Origin of the sequence: Paenibacillus sp. FSL H8-0034 (assembly GCF_038000305.1) — a bacterium.
Taxonomy (GTDB): Bacteria; Bacillota; Bacilli; order Paenibacillales; family NBRC-103111; genus Paenibacillus_S.
Genome location: NZ_JBBOBS010000001.1, coordinates 2,635,889 through 2,656,442 on the forward strand (window position 1 = coordinate 2,635,889; position 20,554 = coordinate 2,656,442).

17 protein-coding genes are annotated in these 20,554 nt (G+C 47.0%); 14 read left to right on the forward strand and 3 right to left on the reverse strand.

All coding sequences use genetic code 11. The features are described 5' to 3' along the window. Window positions 1-65: 65 nt before the first annotated feature. Window positions 66-1,109 (reverse strand): LysM peptidoglycan-binding domain-containing protein, encoded by a 1,044-nt coding sequence (locus NST47_RS11885; RefSeq protein WP_341155331.1) that lies wholly within the window; start codon window positions 1,107-1,109, stop codon window positions 66-68. A gap of 286 nt (window positions 1,110-1,395) precedes the next feature. Here NST47_RS11885 and NST47_RS11890 point away from each other — a divergent pair, with 286 nt between their 5' ends. From NST47_RS11890 to NST47_RS11905, 4 genes are all read left to right on the forward strand, one after another. Further along, entirely contained in the window at window positions 1,396-2,145 is a 750-nt protein-coding gene (locus NST47_RS11890; RefSeq protein ID WP_341155332.1) for a phytanoyl-CoA dioxygenase family protein, read from the forward strand. A gap of 41 nt (window positions 2,146-2,186) precedes the next feature. Continuing rightward, window positions 2,187-3,041 (forward strand): helix-turn-helix domain-containing protein, encoded by an 855-nt coding sequence (locus NST47_RS11895; RefSeq protein ID WP_341155333.1) that lies wholly within the window; start codon window positions 2,187-2,189, stop codon window positions 3,039-3,041. Between the two features lie 125 nt (window positions 3,042-3,166). Then, complete coding sequence (locus tag NST47_RS11900; protein WP_341155334.1) at window positions 3,167-3,592, forward strand: VOC family protein; 426 nt, start codon at window positions 3,167-3,169, stop codon at window positions 3,590-3,592. Window positions 3,593-3,806: 214 nt separating this feature from the next. Then, window positions 3,807-6,155, forward strand: coding sequence for a YcdB/YcdC domain-containing protein (locus tag NST47_RS11905; protein ID WP_341155335.1), 2,349 nt, complete (start codon window positions 3,807-3,809; stop codon window positions 6,153-6,155). Between the two features lie 86 nt (window positions 6,156-6,241). Here the strand turns inward: NST47_RS11905 and NST47_RS11910 are convergent, their stop codons facing one another. Further along, entirely contained in the window at window positions 6,242-6,934 is a 693-nt protein-coding gene (locus NST47_RS11910) for a hypothetical protein (protein ID WP_341155336.1), read from the reverse strand. A 158-nt stretch (window positions 6,935-7,092) separates the two neighbouring features. On the opposite strand from NST47_RS11910, the gene NST47_RS11915 reads away from it, so the two are divergent. Together NST47_RS11915 and NST47_RS11920 are read left to right on the forward strand one after the other, a co-directional pair. After that, window positions 7,093-7,827 (forward strand): response regulator transcription factor, encoded by a 735-nt coding sequence (locus NST47_RS11915; protein ID WP_341155337.1) that lies wholly within the window; start codon window positions 7,093-7,095, stop codon window positions 7,825-7,827. Then, window positions 7,805-9,262 carry a sensor histidine kinase gene (locus tag NST47_RS11920; RefSeq protein ID WP_341155338.1) on the forward strand — a complete coding sequence of 486 codons (1,458 nt, stop codon included), beginning with the start codon at window positions 7,805-7,807 and terminating at the stop codon, window positions 9,260-9,262. The genes NST47_RS11915 and NST47_RS11920 overlap by 23 nt, the downstream gene beginning before the upstream one ends. A gap of 72 nt (window positions 9,263-9,334) precedes the next feature. Here NST47_RS11920 and NST47_RS11925 read toward each other — a convergent pair whose 3' ends face one another. Further along, window positions 9,335-10,099 (reverse strand): class I SAM-dependent methyltransferase, encoded by a 765-nt coding sequence (locus NST47_RS11925; protein WP_341155339.1) that lies wholly within the window; start codon window positions 10,097-10,099, stop codon window positions 9,335-9,337. Window positions 10,100-10,331: 232 nt separating this feature from the next. On the opposite strand from NST47_RS11925, the gene NST47_RS11930 reads away from it, so the two are divergent. From NST47_RS11930 to NST47_RS11965, 8 genes are all read left to right on the forward strand, one after another. Continuing rightward, window positions 10,332-11,951, forward strand: a complete 1,620-nt coding sequence (locus NST47_RS11930) for an ABC transporter substrate-binding protein (RefSeq protein WP_341155340.1) — start codon at window positions 10,332-10,334, stop codon at window positions 11,949-11,951. Continuing rightward, window positions 11,952-12,899 (forward strand): ABC transporter permease, encoded by a 948-nt coding sequence (locus NST47_RS11935; RefSeq protein WP_341155341.1) that lies wholly within the window; start codon window positions 11,952-11,954, stop codon window positions 12,897-12,899. Then, window positions 12,887-13,708: an ABC transporter permease gene (locus tag NST47_RS11940; protein WP_341155342.1), complete on the forward strand. Its 822-nt coding sequence runs from the start codon at window positions 12,887-12,889 to the stop codon at window positions 13,706-13,708. Before NST47_RS11935 ends, NST47_RS11940 begins: the two co-directional genes overlap by 13 nt. 19 nt (window positions 13,709-13,727) lie before the next feature. Next, a complete protein-coding gene (locus tag NST47_RS11945) occupies window positions 13,728-14,510 on the forward strand; it encodes an ABC transporter ATP-binding protein (protein ID WP_341155343.1) in 783 nt (260 codons plus the stop codon). Between the two features lie 40 nt (window positions 14,511-14,550). Next, window positions 14,551-15,309, forward strand: a complete 759-nt coding sequence (locus tag NST47_RS11950) for an ABC transporter ATP-binding protein (protein WP_341155344.1) — start codon at window positions 14,551-14,553, stop codon at window positions 15,307-15,309. A 222-nt stretch (window positions 15,310-15,531) separates the two neighbouring features. Next, window positions 15,532-17,286: a sensor histidine kinase gene (locus NST47_RS11955; protein WP_341155345.1), complete on the forward strand. Its 1,755-nt coding sequence runs from the start codon at window positions 15,532-15,534 to the stop codon at window positions 17,284-17,286. Next, window positions 17,279-18,703, forward strand: a complete 1,425-nt coding sequence (locus NST47_RS11960) for a helix-turn-helix domain-containing protein (RefSeq protein ID WP_341155346.1) — start codon at window positions 17,279-17,281, stop codon at window positions 18,701-18,703. The genes NST47_RS11955 and NST47_RS11960 overlap by 8 nt, the downstream gene beginning before the upstream one ends. Window positions 18,704-18,827: 124 nt before the next feature. Further along, on the forward strand, window positions 18,828-20,534 hold the full coding sequence (locus NST47_RS11965) for an ABC transporter substrate-binding protein (RefSeq protein WP_341155347.1): 1,707 nt from the start codon (window positions 18,828-18,830) through the stop codon (window positions 20,532-20,534). Window positions 20,535-20,554 lie beyond the last annotated feature (20 nt).

Sequence of the window (20,554 nt, forward strand, 5' to 3'; positions counted from 1 at the left end):
GGCATCGACGAAAGAGCAGACGAATAATGACTATTCGGTCTGCCCTGCGCCTTTAGCAGATATGATTATTGATTACCGTCTTCATGACCATGATGATGATGACCGTTGGCATGCTCACCCATATGGCCTCCGACATGACCGCCTACACCATGACTGCCAAATTGGCTGTCTGCATGAACGCCTGCTTCATGGTTTCCCCAATGACCGCCAGCATGGACGCCCACTCCATGACCACCAAAATGACTGCCAGCATGGATACCAGCACCATGACCGCCCAGATGACCACCGGCATGAACACCTACTCCATGACCGTTAGTACCATGGCCCAAATGAGTGCCAGCATGAACTCCGGCACCAAGGTTGCCCAGGTGACCACCTGCTTGAACGCCAACACCATGGCTGCCAAAATGGGTACCAGCATGAACACCCGTACCATAACCAGCAAGATGCCCACCGGCATGAACACCAAGGCCGTGGCTGCCAAAATTACTACCGGCATGAACACCGACACCATGGCCGCCCAAATGACCACCCGCTTGAAAACCCACGCCATGAGGGCCATAGTAGCCTCCAGCTTGAGGATGTACCCCGTAGAACTGCTGCGAGAAGGCTTGTGGATAATTCATATGCGGATATTGTCCCTGCGCGTACATATGGGGAATTCCCGGATAGGGCATCGTTTGCTGCTCTGGGTCCCGGAATGAGGCTGGGTGTGCCGCATTCACAGGCACTACTTCCTGCACATACATGGTTGTGCAATGCATTTTATCCAGACGAGGAATATAGGCAGTGCTTCCTGGAGCAATATCATTAGGATTTAGAATATGTGGGTTCATGGCCTCAAGAATGGGCTGGGGGACATTATACATCTGCGCAATCTGCTCCATGCTTTCTCCTTCTTGGCTAAGATGCTGAGCATAATAGTTGCCATCCCGGTCATCTTCTCCTCTGAAAAAGGGAAAGGAAAAAGATGAAAGAGAGAAAAAAGGGAACAATCGAACACGAGGATCTGGTCGGTTATAGGATGGCTGCCCAACAAACCCTCCTCGAAAACCACCAAGACTTTCCAATCCACCGAAACCTCCCAATCCAAAAGCACGATCATCCATAATGTTAACCTCCGCTTATGATAATATAGTCATTTGTCCCTATTGTATGGGCAAATGTCATAATCGGTTCGTAATAAATCGCAAAAATTTTATGAAGCAGAATAAAATGTTCCTGATCTTCCTCTTCAAGCAAGATGCCGAAATTAAGCATAGTTTTTCCGTAGATAAGAATAGAAGCTGTGGCTCCCAATCACCTATACTAAAGTTGTTCCTACAAGCAATGCTGGCTAATGAAATTCACGGTCTGCCATGCTTAACTACAACACATTCAGGGAGGATCACAACCATGTCAACACAAACGAATCCATCGCTTTCCAAAGAAGAGGTTACTTTTTACGAAGAAAATGGCTATTATTTATACAAGAAGCCATTGTTCAGTCAGGAAAAGCAGCAAGAACTGAAACAAATCTTTGAAGAGCAATGGGAGCTGGTTGGCCGCAAATTGAACAGCGAGCTGGATACACCCCATTTTCGGGATGAAAGGCTGCTTAAATTTTTGCTGAGTGATGAGGTGCTGGATTTGGTTGAGCCGCTTCTTGGGCCCAATATCGCGCTATGGTCCAGCCATTTTATTTGCAAAGAGCCTTTCATTGGCAAACAGACGCCATGGCATGAAGATTCTGCCTATTGGAACGGTCGGTTAAGCAGATTCGATAAACTGGTGACGGTATGGCTGGCGATTGATCGCAGCTCAGAGGAGAATGGCTGCATGCGGGTTATTCCGGGAACGCACAACAATGGTTTTTCAGAATATGAAGCTGTGGATAAGGATGAGAACATCTTCGCTACCGAGATCAAAAAAGTCGATGACGCGAATGCCGTATACTTCGAGCTGGAGGCAGGAGAATGCTCGCTTCACGATTCACGGATTATGCACGGAGCCAAGCCCAATACGAGTCCTTACCGTCGCTGCGGCTACACGATGCGTTATTTTGCCACAGATGCTAAATATATTGAAGAGAAGAACTCTCCTGATTTCAAAATTTGGCTGGCACGCGGAATAGATTTGGCCGGCAACCGTTACGAGAATGCCTAAGGTGAGCTGAAGCATAATTATGGGAAATGGGGGATATAGGGATGGATGAGGCTTTCATCGGACCAGAGCGATTAACGAATGAAAAATTTATGATTCTGCCATCCCCCTTTCGTATATATCAAACAACAATTGAGCAAAGAGTGAGAACGCATTGGCACGAATTTTTTGAAATGTCGTTCGTACGATCTGGGGCTGGAACACATATACTTAATGGGAATCCGATTCCGATTTCAAGAGGCCATTCCTTTTTGTTAACCCCGGCGGATTTTCACGAAGTCGTACCGGATACAAGTCAACCGCTGCATATTTATAATTTGATTTTTACGAACAGGTTTATTAGAGATGAGCTGATGCCCCACATTTTCGAAGGAATTTCTGTTCATTCCTGTTTATTTCAAGCTGAAGAGTGTGAGTTTATTGAGCAGGCCTACAAACGGATTTGGGAAGAAGCCCATAATTGGCGATCGGATAGTGAGTTCATTGTGCAAGGTTGTATTGAGCGCTTGCTGATCGATCTCTCACGTAAATGCCGACAGGCTATTGATACGCCACAATGGACCGGCAATACCGCGGTGCATGAGGGGGTCCGCAAATCGTTAATTTATATACAGCATCATTTTCGTACAACCCTTTCCCTGGAGGAAGTCGCTTCCTACTGCGGGCTGTCAACCAACTATTTCAGTGAATGCTTCAGCAAAATGATAGGGATGCCCTTTCAGGTCTATGTCAAGGAAGCACGGCTGCAATTTGCCAAATCGCTGCTCGGTGTGACAACCCTTCCAATTACCGATATTTGTTTTGCCTCCGGCTTTAATACGCTGCCATACTTTGAACGGGCTTTCAAGCAAAAATTTGCCGTTTCACCCCGCGACTATCGTAAAAACTCTGTTTACTGAGAAAGCAGAACTTATTATTTATTTTATTATGACAAGCGTTGTCACTATTATCGTTTATCATTAGAATCAAGCCCAGTTAAACAGGCGGGACTGAAAAAAATGAGAAACGAAGGAGCTGTTTCATGATGACGCTGCAAGTAATCCCATATATTATGTTGGATGGACAAGCAGGGGAGGCTATTGATTTCTATGTACAAGCATTGGATGCCAAAGTCCTCTTTAAACAAACAATCGGAGAAGGTCCGGAGAACCCCGAATTTCCACTGACCATCGAAGAAAAGCAGCGTGTGGCACACTCCGTCTTACAAGTTGGCACAACAGAAATGTATGTGGCTGATCTTGATCGAGGTCAATCCTATCAGTCGGGTAATCAGGTTACCATTTGCATTACGGCTGATGTGAGGGAGCAAGCCAAACCCATCTATGATGCCCTGCTGCAGGACGGTCAAGTCATTATGCCACTGCAGGAGACTTATTTTAGCCCTGCCTACGGGATGGTTACGGACAAGTTCGGTGTCACCTTTCAAATTTTCACGAAAAGACAGCGTTAATGCTGCAAGCATGTTTTTGACGGAAGCCAGCCGCGATGGTCGATGGGGCTTCCTTGGAACTTGCGTAAACTAACGGCTCTGCTCGCAGCATTTGCGAAAGAGCTTTTTTTTTCAGCAGTAAAAAATTCCTTGTCTGTGCAGCAACCTTTTACGTACATGATCCGTCTTAAAAATTAAGCATTTATTGGTAATGCACTTTGAGGAGGAATGAATGATGAGGATACGCAAAAACGCAAGCACGGCAGCACTTGTATCGATGTTATTACTTTCCAATGTCCCACTGGCACTGGCAGATGAAGCGGTGCCTGCAGCCATGAGCTCCAGACCAATGTTAATCCCGCCTGGCGGCTCCGAGGCTAGTCCAGGAGATGCAAAAATCTCCAAGGAACGGGCGATCGAGCTGGCTAAATCGTATGTAACGATACCAGAAGGCTATACGGTTGAATCGGTAAATCTCAATTCCAACAGCTTCAACGGGAATCGCATAGTTAACTGGAACATAAGCTTTCGCAAGCTTGTTGATAACAAAAATATCGGCAATATGAACATTACCATTAACGGATTGAACGGCAAGCTGATGGAATATTATTCGTACAGCAATGATCCCGATTATAAACCGAGTTATCCTCCTAAGGTGGACCTTCAGAAAGCGAAGGGCATTGCCGCGGAGTGGATTGCCAGGCTGAATCCGGATGAGCGTGAGCAGCTGCTGTATAACGACATTCTGGAGCAGTCGCTTAAGGCGCCGCTGAATGGCTCTTACCAATATTCAATCCGATATGACCGCACGCATAATGGTGTTCCTTTCCCGCAAAACGGTATTAATATTCAGGTGAATGGGGACGGCGTCGTCACCCAATACAGCTTTAATTGGGATGAGAACTCGACCTTCGAGAAGGCAACGCCGATTAGTGAAGAAGAAGCCGCTAAAGCCTTCAGAGACAAGCTCGCTCCCAAGCTGAATTATCTGATGCTGAACGAAGCGAAGGGCGAGAGAAAGCCAGTCGTTGCGTATACGATGGAGCTCCCAATTCTGAATGCAGCTACAGGAGAAGTATGGAAGCAAGGACCCGCTGCAAGCGTCAGCCAGGAGCCTGAAAAGCCTTTGACGGATGCGCCTTTAAGTGAGCCGCCTGCGAGCAATCTCAACCTGACCAAGGAACAGGCGTTGGAAAAAGTCAGCTCCACGTTTAAGCTGCCGGAAGGCGTTAAGCTCGAGGACGCTTCTTATAACGAATCGACCAATCCGGTAACGGGTGAGGTGCAGTCCATTTGGAACCTTCGCTGGAATGAGGAGAAGAGCACAGACTCCACCATTAGAGCGGGAATCAATGTTTGGGCTACAGTCAACAGCAAAACCGGAGAAATTACCAACTTTAGCCGTAATACTTATACGCCTTATGGAGATCAAAAGCCTGTTGAACCGAAGATAACCGTGGACGAGGCGAAGGCGAAGGCGATCGAATTCGTTAAAAAGCAGCTGCCCGCGCACACCGACCAGTTAGTGCTGGATACAGCAGCAATGGCCAATTTGGTGAATATGCCAGCTGAGCAAACAAAAATGATGACCGCCTGGGACATACCCTTCAAGAGAATAATAGACGGTGTGTATGTGAATTATGAAAACGTGCATCTGGCTGTGGATAAAGTGACGGGAGACATCACAAATTATCAGTTCAATTTCTCCAATGTTGCTTATCCGAAGCAGAAACCGGGTGTTATTGATCTTAATAAGGCGAAGGAGCTGCTGCTGTCTCCCTATACGATCAAGCTTAATTATGTGCTGTCAAATCAAGGGTTTGGAATTATGCCTATCGAGAAAATTCGTCTTATGATGGCTGCGGGAGAGCTGCCGCAAGGCTCTGATACAACCGACAAAGAGGCCAAGCTCGTGTATGTGCTGCAGTCTAAATATAGTGGCGAAAGTTATTTTCTTGATGCCGTAACCGGTCAATGGAGAAATAGCTCAAACGGGGAAGCCATGAGCTTGGAAAAGGTGCATGTCACGGATATCGAAGGTCATTATGCACAAACAGAGCTGCAAATCATGCTGGATTACCAGGCGCTGGATGTCGTAGACGGAAAAGTGAGTCCGAACGCTTCCATAACGCGCGGTGAATTGGTCAAAATGCTCGTTATCGCAATGAACGGGGGACGCTCCGGTATTTATTATGGTGCGGAGCGCGCAGCATCCTTCAAAGATGTGAGAAATGAATCTCCCCTCTTTGCCTACGTGGAGAACGCTGTTGACCGCGGCATCATTCAGCGCGGCAAGGATTTCAACCCACAGGAGATTATGAATAGGGAAGATATGGCTGAATTGATCGTAGGTGCGCTTGGTTATAAAAAACTGACGGACTATGCCAATATTTTCAGCGACAAATTCGGTGATGCCGGCTTGCTCAAGAATCGTGGGGAAGTGGCCATTGTGATTGGACTTGGGATTATGACGCTTTCGGATGGAAGCTTTAATCCTAAGCAGGAAGTTACTCGCGCACAGGCTGCCGTAGCGTTCTATCGTTATTTGCAAAAGGCGACTGAGCTGGCAAATAGATACTATTAATTCATGAGAACTCATTTCTGATCTGCATGTCAAAGAACCATCATCCCTACTAAGAGTAGAGATGATGGTTCTTTGTATTCCAAATATTATTTATTAGCTTCCCATTCTGCAATTTGTTCCTTGTAAAGAACCAATAGCTTGGCCAGGGATTTTGTGATCACTTGGGCATCCTTGGATTCAGCAGCCTTTTGCAATTCCAGCTCACCTTTAAACAAAGGATTATCTAAAGAAATAGCAGCGACACTTACAGTGTTTCTGGCTTCGGCAGTGGAGAGAGTTAATGTCTCTGCATCAGATGGAAGAGCTGGAAGAGCAGCAACAGCTAAGGCTACCCCGACCTTGATATCAGTGCTGGCTGTTGGATTTGTAAGCTCGCCTAGAGTCACAGCTTCCGTGAACTGGCCATCCACAATCTCCTTCATATCGGTCCGGTCAATGATTCGAACAGAACTGAGATTTAAGTTTGTCCCTGTGCTTTCCAGAGGAGTAGCCTGTCTGAGTACGGCTCCGAATTTTTTCTGAATAGCTTCATGGTATTGAGTTAAAGTGTTTTTCCAATCATTCACTGTATCCGGCGCATAAGCTGCAGCCAGCTCTACAGGATCAGTACGCTTAACGGCAGTAGTAGCAGCAACAGCCTGAAATTGGGTTGATGATGTCAATGTTTGGGATGGGCTTGTCGTGGTCTGACTGGCTTCACTCGCATAGGCAGAACTGGCAGCAACGGTCAGCAGTAAGGTGGACAGGGCAATTTTTTTAACGATCAGTTTGTGATTCAAGATTCAACACTCCTTGGTTTGTTTTTGTCTTACAAGTTCTAGTTTAGAGTTCAGGTGTGGCAGAAGATTGGTTAAATTGTGGAAAAACAATGGCATTCTCCCCTATCCATCGATGTCTTGGTTATAATGTAGAAGAGACTTGATAGGAGGTTATATCATTGAACAGCTATCTGATTGCCGTTGTAGACGATGATCATCATATACGTAATCTTGTGGAAGCCTATTTGCAAAAGGAAAACTACCAAACCATTGGATTGGAAACGGCGGAGGCGGCGTGGGAGCTATGGAGAACCAACCCTCCGGATATGTGGGTGCTGGATATTATGCTTCCCGGGATGAACGGCTACGAATTTTGCAGAAAGATTCGTAATGAAGCAGAGGTGCCAATCATTATGATTTCCGCTCGTGACACTGAAGTCGATATCATTCTCGGTTTGGAGCTGGGAAGCGATGATTATTTGGTTAAGCCCTTTAGTCCACGTGAACTGGTGGCCCGTGTCAAACGGCAGCTTCAACGCGGAAACAAGCTGAAAAACGCGGATGAAGCCAGTAAAAATGCCGCAGAGCTGCCACAGATCATAGTCGGCCAGCTGCAGCTGATGCTGGAAGAAAGACGCGCGTTTTGGCAGGGGGAAGAAGTAGAAATGACGCTGAAGGAATTTGAGCTGCTCAAAGCATTAGTCGAGCATCCGAATCGCGCTTTTACACGAGACGAGCTGCTGACTATGGTGTGGGGGGACGATTATTTTGGAAGCGAGCGAGCCGTGGATCATCTAATCAAACGCCTGCGCAAAAAAATCGGCCAATTGCCAGTCGAGTCGGTATGGGGACATGGCTATCGCCTGAGAACGGATGGAGGAGAGTTGAAATATGAAGCTGGTTCATCAAATTAATCTCGCTTTCGGGATATTGCTTGTTCTTGTGCTCACTGTTACTGCGATCAGTATTCATTTTGTACTGCTGGACCATTTTATAGGCGCACAAAAGGATGATATGCATGCAGTGGGTTGGAAAATGCAAGAGACATTGGAGCAAGAAGCATACCAGATGACTGAAGGTGTGTCAGCAGTTAACGTGACTCCTAGGCTATTATCGAGCAGCACTGCTGCCATAGCCGCTGTCCCCATAGTAGGCGTTGATGCTATCATCTCAGATAATATGGGAAATATTGTGTCTGGCACACTCCCGGCTGCTTCGTCTACCTCGATTACAGGGGTCAAAGCATTTAATGCAGTCACTGCGGTTAGCCCGTTGAGCTTAACGAGAGCTGCCACTGTAATCGATCCTACTCTGCAGGAAACTGCGAACGTACCAAGCCTGCAAAATATATGGGAAGGGAGAGACACACGCTTCATAGCTACAGTCAACGCTATTCCCCAAGGTACTTTGACTCTCATTACACCGGTTAGTAAAATTACAGCTATTGAACAGGCGCTGTTTGGAAGGCTGCTCATCGTATTAGGGGTTGGAGGCATATTGATGTTTCTGCTTAGCTTATTTATTACCAAGAAGCTGATTAAACCGCTGATGAGATTACGAGAGGAATTAAAAAAAGTAAAGGAACGCCGATTCTCTGAGGTTCAGTTGATTCATGCCGGAGGGGAGATCGGTGTCGTTGCCCATACCGTATATGATCTGGCTGAAGAGCTGGATAGATACAACCGGGTACAGAAGCAATTTTTCCAGAATGCATCACATGAGCTTAAAACTCCACTAATGTCCATATCAGGATATGCGGAAGGTATCCGTGACGGTATATTTGAAGGGGAAAGCGTTCAAAAAGGATTGGACATTATCCTCAGCGAGAGCGGCAGGTTAAAAAACATTATCACCGAAATGACGCTGCTGGCGAAGCTGGATAGCGAGGAAAATATTTTCCAGACGTCAATGGTTAACGTGCAGGACATGCTGACAGAAACGATTGAACGGATCACGCCGCTGCTGGTCCAAAAGGGATTAAGTTTGGAAATCGTGTACGGTGAGGGCAAGCAGGATACAATGGCGATTGCGGCTGATCGGGATAAGCTGCTGCAGGCTTTGTTGAATGTGGTTGCAAACGCGACGAGGTATGCGAGCCAACATATCTGCATTCATGCCGGGATCTATCAGGACAGGGTTGAAATTTCCATTATCGATGATGGATCAGGAATACCGGAGGATCTGCTTCCGTATCTGTTTCATCGCTTTGTGAAAGGCAAGGGAGGTGAAAATGGACTGGGCTTGGCAATCTCCCGCGCCATCGTCGAGCGCTGCGGCGGTCTTATCAAGGCTCGCAATCGTAAAGAGGGCGGGGCCGTGTTCACGCTCGATTTCCCTTCCGCGGCCTAACTACATAGATCGCCAACCCCTTACAGGAGGCTGGCGATCTTTTGGCGATCTTCGAACTCTGTATTACTTGGATTACTTGGTTGCGGTGATAGCAAACATAGGCTTATGCTGGTTCAATACCTGCTCGATCTGTCTCAAAATGTCTGCATCGAAGCCCTGCCATACCTGAACCTGTGTAAAACCGATATGCTTCAGCATATCCACATCCCACATTGGCCTTTTTACATAGCTGAGCGGCAGAGCCAAAGCAAAATCGTGACCTTCGGCAATTTCATCCTCCGTACGATAAGGAATATAACCCTGTTCAACAGCCTCCTGCTGAGCCAGTTTTTGAAGGAAGGCTTCTTTGGGATCGGTCAAAAACAGATTCCAATTCCCATCAAAAATAATCACATCCCCGCCTTCATTCAACCAGGAATGCCAATTCCGATAAGCTCTAACTGGATTCGTCAAAAACCATGTCACATTACGGGAAATAATCAGATCGAACGGCTCAACAGGATTAAATTCAAAAATATCCGTTTCAATAATCTGGATAGGACATCCAAAGTGTGCCGCATTTTTCTTTGCTTTTGCAATCATTTCCGGTGAAGAATCGATGGCTGTCACATCATGGCCTAATCGCGATAAGAGTATACCGAAAAAGCACGGGCCGGTACCCACATCAAGCACCTTCAGCCCCTTTTTATCCTTAAGCAGTCGGCTAATGATGAGCTCCCACTTTTCGTAGGCCCCGTTCGTAAACTCGTTATGTATGATACCGTCATAAATATCTGCCCCCTTATCCCAATAGGCACGGTGTTCTTTGGCTAACTGTTGTTCACTGGCTGTAGTCATACATATTCGCCTCCTTTGCGATGATTGAATGAGCTTTGTTCATAAATGCTAACGAATGGTGATCATTATACTAATTGTAATAATTACTGTCAACATCCATATTATGAATGGCAGTTACCTTCGATTTGGCTCATAACGAATCATGGCTTGTAATCGCTCTCTAAAAAAATAACTTGCTAATTGTATTATTTACGATTAATAATAAAGGCAAGAAATAATAGGAGGCGTACACATGTATACACGATTTAACATCATGCTCTTCACAATTATGGTTATTATGGCGTTATCAGGCTGCTCGGATAACTCGAATTCCCAGATAGCTGATTCCAAGGCGGCAGACGTACAAGCTGAAAGCCCCACAACGATCACTATCGCCACTACGCAGGATTCCATGGGAGATAAGCTGGATGCGGCCACCTATAATGGCACCAGACACGCTCATGCCTCTGTATATGATGCACTACTGGATTATCAGGGGAAGGGTGAGCTATCGCCAAGCCTTGCGGAATCCTGGGATATAGCTGAGGATGGTTTGACGTACAGCTTTCATTTGAGGAAAAATGTGAAATTTTCGGATGGTAATGAATTGACTTCCGAAGCAGTCAAATTCTCCTTAGAGCGTGCTGTCAAGCAGGAGGCCAATGCGCCATTAGAAATTTCGCAGAAACTGGCCAAGATCGAAACACCGGACAAGTATACGGCTATACTCACCTTTAAGGAGACCGCTCCCCAAACCTTGCTGGAGCTGAGCCAGGCCCGTCCCTTCCGGATCATGAGTCCGGATGCTGTAAGTCCGCGTGGCGCCATTGAGGGTGAATTCAAGAAGGCTATTGGCACAGGTCCATGGCAAGTAGGCAGCTACAAAAAAGGAGCGGAAACGGTATTAGTAGCCAACCCGCATTACTGGAAGGATAAGCCGTCGTCATACTCGCTAGTTCTGAAGGTCATTACAGATCCGCAGGCTCGGGTGCTGGCGCTGCAAAATGGTGAGGTTGATTTGGCTGGTGGTGAGATGGGCAACCTGCCGCTTGAAAACATCCCGTTGTTCGAGAACAACAAAAACTTCAAAATCGAAACCAACAGCAGTACAATGTCTTATTTTCTTGTCATCAATCAAAAAAATGAGTTTCTCGCAGACAAAAACATTCGCCAAGCGATCAATTATGGAACCGATACAAGCAAAATGATGAATGGAAAGGGCGCTGCGGTCAGAGGTTTATTTCAGAAAAATGTCGCCTTTGTCACGGACAGCAATCAGCCCGCATATGGATATCATCCCGACAAAGCCAAGCAGCTGCTCGAGGCATCCGGTTATACATGGAACGCCGGCAAGAAGCTGTATGAGAAAAATGGCAGGCCGATTCAGCTTAAGCTGGTCATTCAAACGACCGAATACCCGGAATGGAAAGAGATGGCCGAAATTTTTCAGGACAATATGAAACAAATCGGCATACAGGTAGATATTCTCAACCAGGAGAGAGCTGCTTACTACAACACGCTCTGGAATACCAAGGAATACGATCTGATGATCTATCGAACTTATACGGATGCCCAATTACCTTATCGATTCCTGTCATCGCTATTTTATAACACAGACAAGGTGCCAGCCGTTGCTTATCAGGATGATCTCTTGAACGGTTATCTGGACAGCATAGCCAAAACCCATGTGAAAGCGAAGCAGCAGCCTGTGTTTGATCAAATCTTTGCCCGTATTCACGACGAAGCGATGACCGTCCCGATATTTTACATGAAGCAGACCTTTATACATAGCAGCAAAATCACCGGCTTTTCCTTTGGTACGATTGAAGATGATCCTGTTCAATGGCATAAGCTGCAAATTGAGGGAAAATAAATGACCCGCTATCTGTTGAATCGGTTCGTTGTGCTGATTCTCACCCTGCTTTTGTTTACCCTGTTTGTATTTACGCTCATGCATATGGCTCCAGGAGATCCGGCAGCATTGTTTCTGCAGGACCTTGGGGCCGCCCCTGATAAAACATTAATTGCAGCCTTACAGCAAAAGTGGGGGCTGGACCAATCCTTTGCCGTTCAATATTTCAGATGGCTGTATGAGCTTGTACAGGGCAAGCTTGGCAATTCCTATATATCAAGTATCCCGGTTACAGAGGAGATCGTTACGCGTCTGGAACCGACAATTCGTCTAATGCTCAGCTCCTTCGTTGTCACCCTGTTCATTTCGGTTCCGCTCGGCATTCATATTGGACTGCGTGAACACTCGCTGCTGGATCGGGTAACTTATGCAGGCACCGTTCTGGGATTGTCGATTCCGTTGTACTGGCTGGCCATTCTGCTGATGTTTGGCTTTGGTGTCATGTGGAAGCTGTTTCCCATTGTGGGCAGCGGGTCGTTACGCCATTATGTGCTTCCTGTGACGGCAATCAGCATCGTCGAAAGCGTCTATTTTATCCGCATGATTCGGTCCTTGACGCTGGAATATAAACGGGCCTTTTATATGGAAGCTGCTGCTGCCCGTGGCTTGAAAAGGCGGATTTTGTATCCATCCTATTTATTTCGCTCGATGCTGGTGCCGATTATGACGATAATAGGGAGCAGCTTTCCCAGCTTTTTTGGTGCGGCGATCATCATAGAAAATATGTTCAGCTTTCCGGGAATCGGCACCTATATGCTGGATATGATATACCGTCGGGATTTCCCGGCCATTCAAGGCTGTACCCTGCTGCTGGCGACTGCCATCTTTATTTTGAATTTTTGTACCGACCTTTGCTATTATTGGGCTGACCCGCGAATTCAATTAGAAAAGCAGAGGTGGGAAAACTGAGCTTATTTATTACGAATCATAAAATAGGTTCAGCAGCTATCCTATTTATCCTTCTGTTAATAGCCGTTGGCATATGGGCACCGTGGCTGTCCCCGTATGATCCCTATGCAACGAATTATAGCGCCAAGCTGCAAGCACCGAGCCTTGAGCACTTGTTTGGCACCGATTATTTGGGACGGGATATATACAGCCGATTGCTTGCGGGTATTAGTCAATCTGTGTTTCCGGTGTTTGTCATATTAGGCATCGTTATCGTGATCAGCTTATTGATGGGGACGCTAAGCGGCTATTTCGGAAACTGGCTGGATATGCTGTTGATGAGTATTACGGACATTTTTGTCGCTTTACCGAATCTGCTGCTCACGATTGTGATTGTCGGCTTTTTGGGTTTTGGCATCGAGAACGTATATTTGGCTATTATTTTGTCTTGGTGGGCGAAGTATGTACGGCTGATCCGCGGTTTGGTTCACGATGTGAAAAAAGAAGCCTACATTCTGTCCAGCCGGGTAAGTGGCTCCTTTGGTCTTGTGACCATCATCCGCCATGTGCTGCCCAATGTCGGTCCACAGGTGCTGACGATGTTGATCCTGGATGTAAGCCGGGTCATTCTGACCTTGTCGGGTCTGTCCTTTCTCGGTATCGGAGCCCAGCCTCCTTCACCCGAGTGGGGAGCAATGCTGCTGGATGGGAAAAATTATTTGCAAATTGCACCCTGGATGGGATTTTTCCCAGGCTTCGTTATTTTTCTGACAGCCTGTGCCTTCCAACTATGCGGTGAAATGCTGCGCAAGCGGTTTAAACTGAAATAAACGTCAAAGGAGGCTGCAGGTGGCGGTTATAGCTGAAGTGAAAAAGCTGTCCATTACTAGTCAGGATCATCAAACACTGGTGTCGGACATTAGCTTTTCTTTACATACAGGCAAGACGTTTTGTCTGATTGGCGAAAGCGGCAGCGGGAAAACCTTAACACTCAAAGCGATGCTGGGCATGCTCCCGAATCAGCTTCATCTCACGGGAGAGTTAATATTTAAAGGTACGAATACCGTTCCCTTTACCCGCAGGGAGTGGCAGCAGATTCGAGGCAAGCATATCGGGATTATTTTTCAACATCCGGAACAAGCGCTGCATCCCGCTATTCCCATCGGTCGGCAGCTGGTTGATTTGCTGAAAAGCCATATTTCGATTACAAAGCTTGAGGCTGAACGACAAGCCTGCCGGATGCTGGACAAGGTTGGTTTAAAGCCAGCGGAGACACTGATGAAGCGGTATCCTCATCAATTAAGCGGAGGCATGAATCAACGGGTGATGATCGCGATGGCCCTGCTGCTTGGACCGGAGCTGTTGATCGCTGATGAACCGACAAGTGCTCTTGATGTGACCACACAAGCGGACATTCTCACTCTGCTGCGAGGGCTGACTGCCGAGAGTGAGATGAGCCTGCTTCTCGTTACGCATGATCTGCTAATCGCCAACTATATCGCAGATACCATTGCGGTGATGGTTCAAGGGACTATTATCGAACAAGGAAACGCATACGATGTGATGAAGCATCCCCGGCAAGCGTACACCCGAACCCTGTGGGAATACCGTTCAAAATTCATGATAACCTAAGGCTGTATAAGAGGAACCAAAGGAGAAGGTCTTATAAGTCATGTTAGACATCCAGCATATAAGCAAGCGGATCGCGTTTAAGACGATTCTTGAAGATATTCATATCACCTTGCAAACAGGTCGTTCTCTGGCGGTTGTCGGCGAGAGCGGGAGCGGAAAATCCACTTTGGCCCGAATCATTATGGCACTGGAGCGTCCGACATCGGGACGTATTATGTTCAATGGGGTGCCGGCACCGGAGAGAAGGACAGCTGAGTTTAAGAGCTGGTATCAGCAAATCCAGTTTGTATTCCAAAATTCTGCGGCCTCACTTGACCCCCGTATGACGATTTTCCAAAGCATAGAGGAGCCTTTATGCCATTTGACCAAGCTCAGGACAATCGATAGAAAGCAGCTTGTGCACGAATACGCTGCCAAGGTCGGACTTCCACAACGTTTGTTAAGCTCGGTTCCGAGTCATTTAAGTGGTGGACAATATCAACGGGCTTGTATCGCCAAAGCATTAATCGTGAGGCCAAAGCTGCTTGTGTGTGATGAAATCGTATCCAATCTGGATGTGATTCATCAGCATACCATCATCGAATTATTGCAGTCCTTGCAAGCGGAGCAGCAATTATCACTTCTATTTATTACCCATGATCTTTCTCTGGTTCCCAGCTTGTGTGACGATGTGTTGGTCATGAAAGACGGGCGAATGGTAGAGCTTATACAATCAGCTTTGCTGAATTCCAGCCAACATCCGTATACAGCATCGCTTCTGAGTGCGGTGAAGCTGCTCGGCCAGCATTGGCACCATTGATATATGGATTATTGTGGAGTATCGCATCGGTTACCCGATTCACCAATTGTAGACAGCTGTCATAACGGATTCTCATCCGATGATAGCTGTTTTTTGTTTATGTACATGGGTTTCCGGATGAAATGGTTTTATCGTTGACATTTAAAAAAACTACCACTACGATAACCATTATAGAAAGGGGACCTTTGTCCAACAAGATTAAAGATGATGGGAGGGAAGGATATGATGATAAAGGCAGGACATGTACTGGCACGTTTAACCTCAAAATCACTCAAACGCAGCCTGGTCATTTATTTGCTTATAGCCTGCCTGATGCCTATGCTGCTCCTGACGGTTATTACTTATGGAAGTATTTATTCGATTCTTGAAAATAAAATCAAAAATGGGATTTATTCTACCCTCAAGCAAGAACGAATCGGTCTCGAAAACGTCCTGAATAATCTGGACTTTGCCTCCAAGCAGCTTGCAATAGATGGAAAAATAGTAAATGATGTGCAATTATATTCTACTCAAGGCGATTTTTATGACAAAGCGAACATTGGGGCAAGCATTAAAGACAAGATCAATATGATCAGCTATACGAATCTGAATCTGGGTATGATGTTCTATTATGATCCTCGTTCCGATCAGCCGTACAAATTTGAGAATTTACAGGTGGATTCAAGCCGTGCCATCTCAACGCTGCCGCATTTTACCGAATACCAGGGTGCCGTATATTACGGTCCACACAAAACGATGTACAAGAGCAGCGATAATATTGTTTTTTCCTCGCTCCGCAGGCTGGAAACGAAGGAGAATCTCGAATTATATGTATATCTGGAAACGAATTACAATTTATTTCGCAAAATTTTAAATAATGAAACTTATGGTATCGAGGTTTCCCACCTATTGATTAATGCGCGTGGGGAGGTTACCTACATGGAAAATGAAAAAGGGTTCACAGAAGCGGACAGTGTGCCTATTCTGCAGGCGATAGATAATGAGAGTGAATACAAGGGCTATATTTTGTTTCATACGATGAGTGAGCAGGGCTGGCAGCTCGTTATTGCCGTCAAGAAAACGGCATTCAATAATGAAATTTATGCGTGGCTGACCAAGATTGCGCTGCTTGTCGTAGCGACGACCCTGTTTGCGCTGCTGCTTGCGCTCATTATTTGGAGAACAGTGTACAAGCCGATGAAAAAGCTGAATAAGGAAATTATTTATATGGCAGAGAACCGCAATGCTCCCGTTCAATTCACCAGAGTCGAGGAATTCGACCACCTCTTAATTAATTTTCAGGAAATGAAGCAGAAGATCAATGTGCTGATTGCCGAAATTGAGGAGAGTGGCAGGGAAAAAAGCCGCCTGGAGGTCGAGAAGCTGTTAACCCAGATCAACCCGCATTTTTTGCATAATACACTGAACACGGTCCAATGGCTGGCCAGAATGAATGGTCAAAAAGAAATTGATCGATTGGTCACGCTCTTGGTTAAGGTGCTGCACTACAATCTCGGTAAGCAAAGTATGATTGTCACGGTGCAGGAGGAGGTCGATGCGCTGAACAACTATATAGAGCTGCAGCGTATTCGATATGATTATGAATTTGATTTGCGGCTGCAGGTGGATTCAGATGTCAGCCATGTAGCGATGCCAAGGTTCCTGCTCCAGCCGTTGGTGGAAAATGCAATTTATCATGGCAATGGTGAAAGAAATAATTATATTGAAGTTTCGATTCATAAAAATGATACGGATGGGCTCCTATTGAAAGTAACAGATAATGGTCAGGGTATGGATGATGCGACGCTCAGCAAGCTGCTGGCTGAAAGCAATGAAAATTTAAAAAGAGGCTTGGGAATCGGTTTACAGTATGTGAGCCGTCTCATTAAACGATATTACGGCGATGCGAGCAGAATGTCGATCGACAGTGTAGTCGATAGAGGCACGGTTATCCGGATCGACATTCCGATTAAGTCTAAGGAGGATTTTGATGATTAAAGCGATAGTCGTAGATGATGAGAGACTGGTGCGTAAAGGCTTTATATCGATGCTGGATTGGTCAGCCCGCGGGATTGACATTATAGGGGAAGCGGCGGATGGCAAGACGGCTCTGGACATGCTGAAAACTCAGGATATCGATTTGCTGATTACCGATATTACGATGCCAGGCATGACGGGCTTCGAGCTGATTCAGCAGGTGAATCTGCTGCCCCGGCGAATATGGACAGTCGTCCTTACGTGCCACCACGAATTTAATTACATTCAGGATGCGCTGCGGCTAGGAGCTATCGATTATTTGGTCAAAACGTTGCTGGACATGGACAATCTGGAGCAAACCATCGACCGGATCGTAGAGCGGATTCATACCGAGGAGAAATACCATCTGGATCGGCAGGCAGAGGTTCATCCCCAAATTTATACAGAGCATGCCGCCATTGTCTTTTGCTCATTGGATGAGGTACCCCCTGGTTCCGAGCTGCTTCAGCAGCCCTTTATCCGTAAGAACCGGATTATCGAGATTGCACCGGATTTGTGGTCGCTGCCGCTTCGCCAGTCGTATTCCTATGATGAGCTAGTGAAAACGGTGGAAGGCATGGCGCTGCGTCGCTGGCAGGGGATGTACCTAACAGGCTTGGAAGGACGCTCGATTGAGAACGTGTCCGGATTGCTCGCGCAGGCATTGCATAACAGAGTCTTCTATTCGGTAAGACCCGGAACCGGCTTGATGCGAACAACCTTAGCCGATCTGGAGCGGCGGTATGGAAGCAATCGGACTCACGCTGTAGAGTCCTGCTTAACGAACTGGATCCATCTGAGATGGGCTTTGAATAAATCCGAATGGGAGCGGCTGCTGGAGGAAACCGAAGCTGTACACCCTGACTTCAATCAGCTGCGTCTGTCCATGCAGCGGTTATTAATCGATTGGGAACCGCTTTTTCACTGGCACAAGAACGCTCCACAGCTCATCGCGGCGATCAAGAAAAATCAGTACTGGTATGAGTGGAGAAGCTGGACGGCAGAGCTGTCGGCTTATGCACAGCTGAAAACCTACGAGCTGTCTGTAACGGCGGAAGTGATGACAAGCCTAATTCGTTCCATTCAATTGATGCGTGATGATCTGGGAAGCGAACTGACTCAAGAGGCGGTTGCCAAGGAAGTGAATATGAGCCGCAGCTATTTCAGCCAATGCTTCAAGAAGCTGGTCGGGGAATCATTTGGCGACTATTTACGTGCCCTGCGGGTAGACGAAGCCAAGAGGCTGCTGGAATCCAGTGACAAGGCCGTTTATGAAATCGCAGCAGCTGTCGGCTTTAGCGACGATAAATATTTTAGCCGGGTGTTTCGTGACAAAACAGGTCTGCTGCCAACCGAGTACCGAATGGCCCGAAAGGGAAAATGGTTCGATGAGGGTTGAATTTCGTTCACAAAGTGTGGACGGGAAATCGATGTTATGACACCGCTTTCTATCCCGCTGCCGGGGTTGGATCTAGTATGATGATAAAGCAAGCAAGGATCAGCACAGTAGATAGGGGACCTATATGAAAGTGAAGCCGTTTTCCTTAATATTGGCGACGATGCTGGCATTGTCGGCATGCAGCCCCGATCAACCACCAAGCCGTGCGGAACTGAGCGACAAGGTAAGCCAAGACGGTGAAATGAAAGGAGAAGACCTGGCCTTTGGCAAATACAAGGTGCCCATCACACTGAGGATCGGTTTTTCGATTCCTAATGAGGCTGGAAGGCTGGCTCAGGGCGATACCTATGATGACAATCCCTGGTCTCGTTATTTCCAGAGCAAGACCGGTATACAGGTTGTGCACAGCTGGCAGGTCCGGAATGAAGGCGATGCTTACAGGTACAAGCTGGACGTATCGATTGCCGATAACGATCTGCCGGATGCAATGGTCGTGGATCGCCAGCAGCTGCGTGCTCTAATTGATCGCGATATGCTGACTGATATGACGGAGGTGTTTCCTAAATACGCATCACCGCTTGTAAAAGCAATGTATGATTCCTCCCAAGGACTTGCGACAAGAGATGCTACATTCGGTGGAAAGCTGATGGCTCTACCCAACATTGCGATTGAAGCGGATAGCCCGACACTCGTCTGGTTACGTCAGGATTGGCTGGATAAGCTGAAGCTGCCTGCTCCCACAACATTAAACGATATTGCTGCCATCACGAAAGCTTTTATAGAACAAGACCCGGATGGCAATGGCAAGCCGGATACGGTAGGGATTCCGGTAAACAAAGTGATCGTATGGGGTGCAAAACCGAATATGAATGGTCTTGATTCCGTTTTTGGCGCCTACCGATCATTCCCAGGAAACTGGCTGAAGGATCGCAATGGGAACATCTATTACGGCTCGGTCGCCCCGGAAACGAAGCAGGCGCTGGGAATACTGGCAGGGTGGTATAAGGCCGGCATTATCGATCCTGAATTTGCTCTGCGTCAGGACCCTAACGAACCGATTGCCGATAATAAAGCCGGTATTTTCTTTGGCCCCTGGTATGCGCCGAGTGGTCCCCTAAGGGAGTCCGTCAAAAAGGATATGGCAGCAGAATGGAAAGCTTTTGCCGCTCCGCTTGATAATAGCGGAAAATTCGTCACCCATATGGCTCCGATTACAGACCGTTATCTTGTGGTCAGGAAGGGCTATCCGAATCCGGAAGCCGTCGTACGCTTACTGAATCAGTTCACGCAGTATGAACGGGTAGACAGCTACATAGCCAATTATGGCAGTGAAATGGATCCGGCTCTGCAAGCCTTGAAAACCTACAAGGAAGCTAACCATGTACAGCCCAGGCATTATTATCCCTTTGATTTGCTGCTGGATTATACCGATTCCGTGCAGCGTTCCTACAAGGCTGTGCTGGAGGTTATGGAGGGCAGGAATCAGCTGGAAAAGCTGGCCCCTCAATACCAGAGCAGCTACAAAAACATGATCATCGACCGTGAGCACCCGAAGAAAAACCTCGATGCCTGGGTCAGCGCCCATGCGAGGGCATACGGTGCCAAGGTTATCGTGGACACGCCGATGGATAAAGTGTACAGCGAATTTTACGGCTTGACGACAACGATGGAAACCAGGTGGGCTGCGCTCGAAAAGCTGGAAAAGGAAACCTTTTTCCGTATTATAAACGGCAGTGCGCCGTTAGACAGCTTTGATAGCTTCGTTCAGCAGTGGAACCAGCTGGGCGGTGAGACGATTACGAAGGAAATACAAAAGTCCGTAGATCGATAGTAACGATATGACAAGGGGGA

What these genes read in the sequence shown, in the direction of transcription:
- NST47_RS11890 (WP_341155332.1), top strand. Translation starts at nt 1,396, where the DNA reads ATGTCAACACAAACGAATCCATCGCTTTCCAAAGAAGAGGTTACTTTT.
- NST47_RS11885 (WP_341155331.1), bottom strand. Translation starts at nt 1,109, where the DNA reads ATGGATGATCGTGCTTTTGGATTGGGAGGTTTCGGTGGATTGGAAAGT.
- NST47_RS11920 (WP_341155338.1), top strand. Translation starts at nt 7,805, where the DNA reads ATGAAGCTGGTTCATCAAATTAATCTCGCTTTCGGGATATTGCTTGTT.
- NST47_RS11950 (WP_341155344.1), top strand. Translation starts at nt 14,551, where the DNA reads ATGTTAGACATCCAGCATATAAGCAAGCGGATCGCGTTTAAGACGATT.
- NST47_RS11955 (WP_341155345.1), top strand. Translation starts at nt 15,532, where the DNA reads ATGATGATAAAGGCAGGACATGTACTGGCACGTTTAACCTCAAAATCA.
- NST47_RS11960 (WP_341155346.1), top strand. Translation starts at nt 17,279, where the DNA reads ATGATTAAAGCGATAGTCGTAGATGATGAGAGACTGGTGCGTAAAGGC.
- NST47_RS11900 (WP_341155334.1), top strand. Translation starts at nt 3,167, where the DNA reads ATGACGCTGCAAGTAATCCCATATATTATGTTGGATGGACAAGCAGGG.
- NST47_RS11905 (WP_341155335.1), top strand. Translation starts at nt 3,807, where the DNA reads ATGAGGATACGCAAAAACGCAAGCACGGCAGCACTTGTATCGATGTTA.
- NST47_RS11930 (WP_341155340.1), top strand. Translation starts at nt 10,332, where the DNA reads ATGTATACACGATTTAACATCATGCTCTTCACAATTATGGTTATTATG.
- NST47_RS11965 (WP_341155347.1), top strand. Translation starts at nt 18,828, where the DNA reads ATGAAAGTGAAGCCGTTTTCCTTAATATTGGCGACGATGCTGGCATTG.
- NST47_RS11935 (WP_341155341.1), top strand. Translation starts at nt 11,952, where the DNA reads ATGACCCGCTATCTGTTGAATCGGTTCGTTGTGCTGATTCTCACCCTG.
- NST47_RS11895 (WP_341155333.1), top strand. Translation starts at nt 2,187, where the DNA reads ATGGATGAGGCTTTCATCGGACCAGAGCGATTAACGAATGAAAAATTT.
- NST47_RS11925 (WP_341155339.1), bottom strand. Translation starts at nt 10,099, where the DNA reads ATGACTACAGCCAGTGAACAACAGTTAGCCAAAGAACACCGTGCCTAT.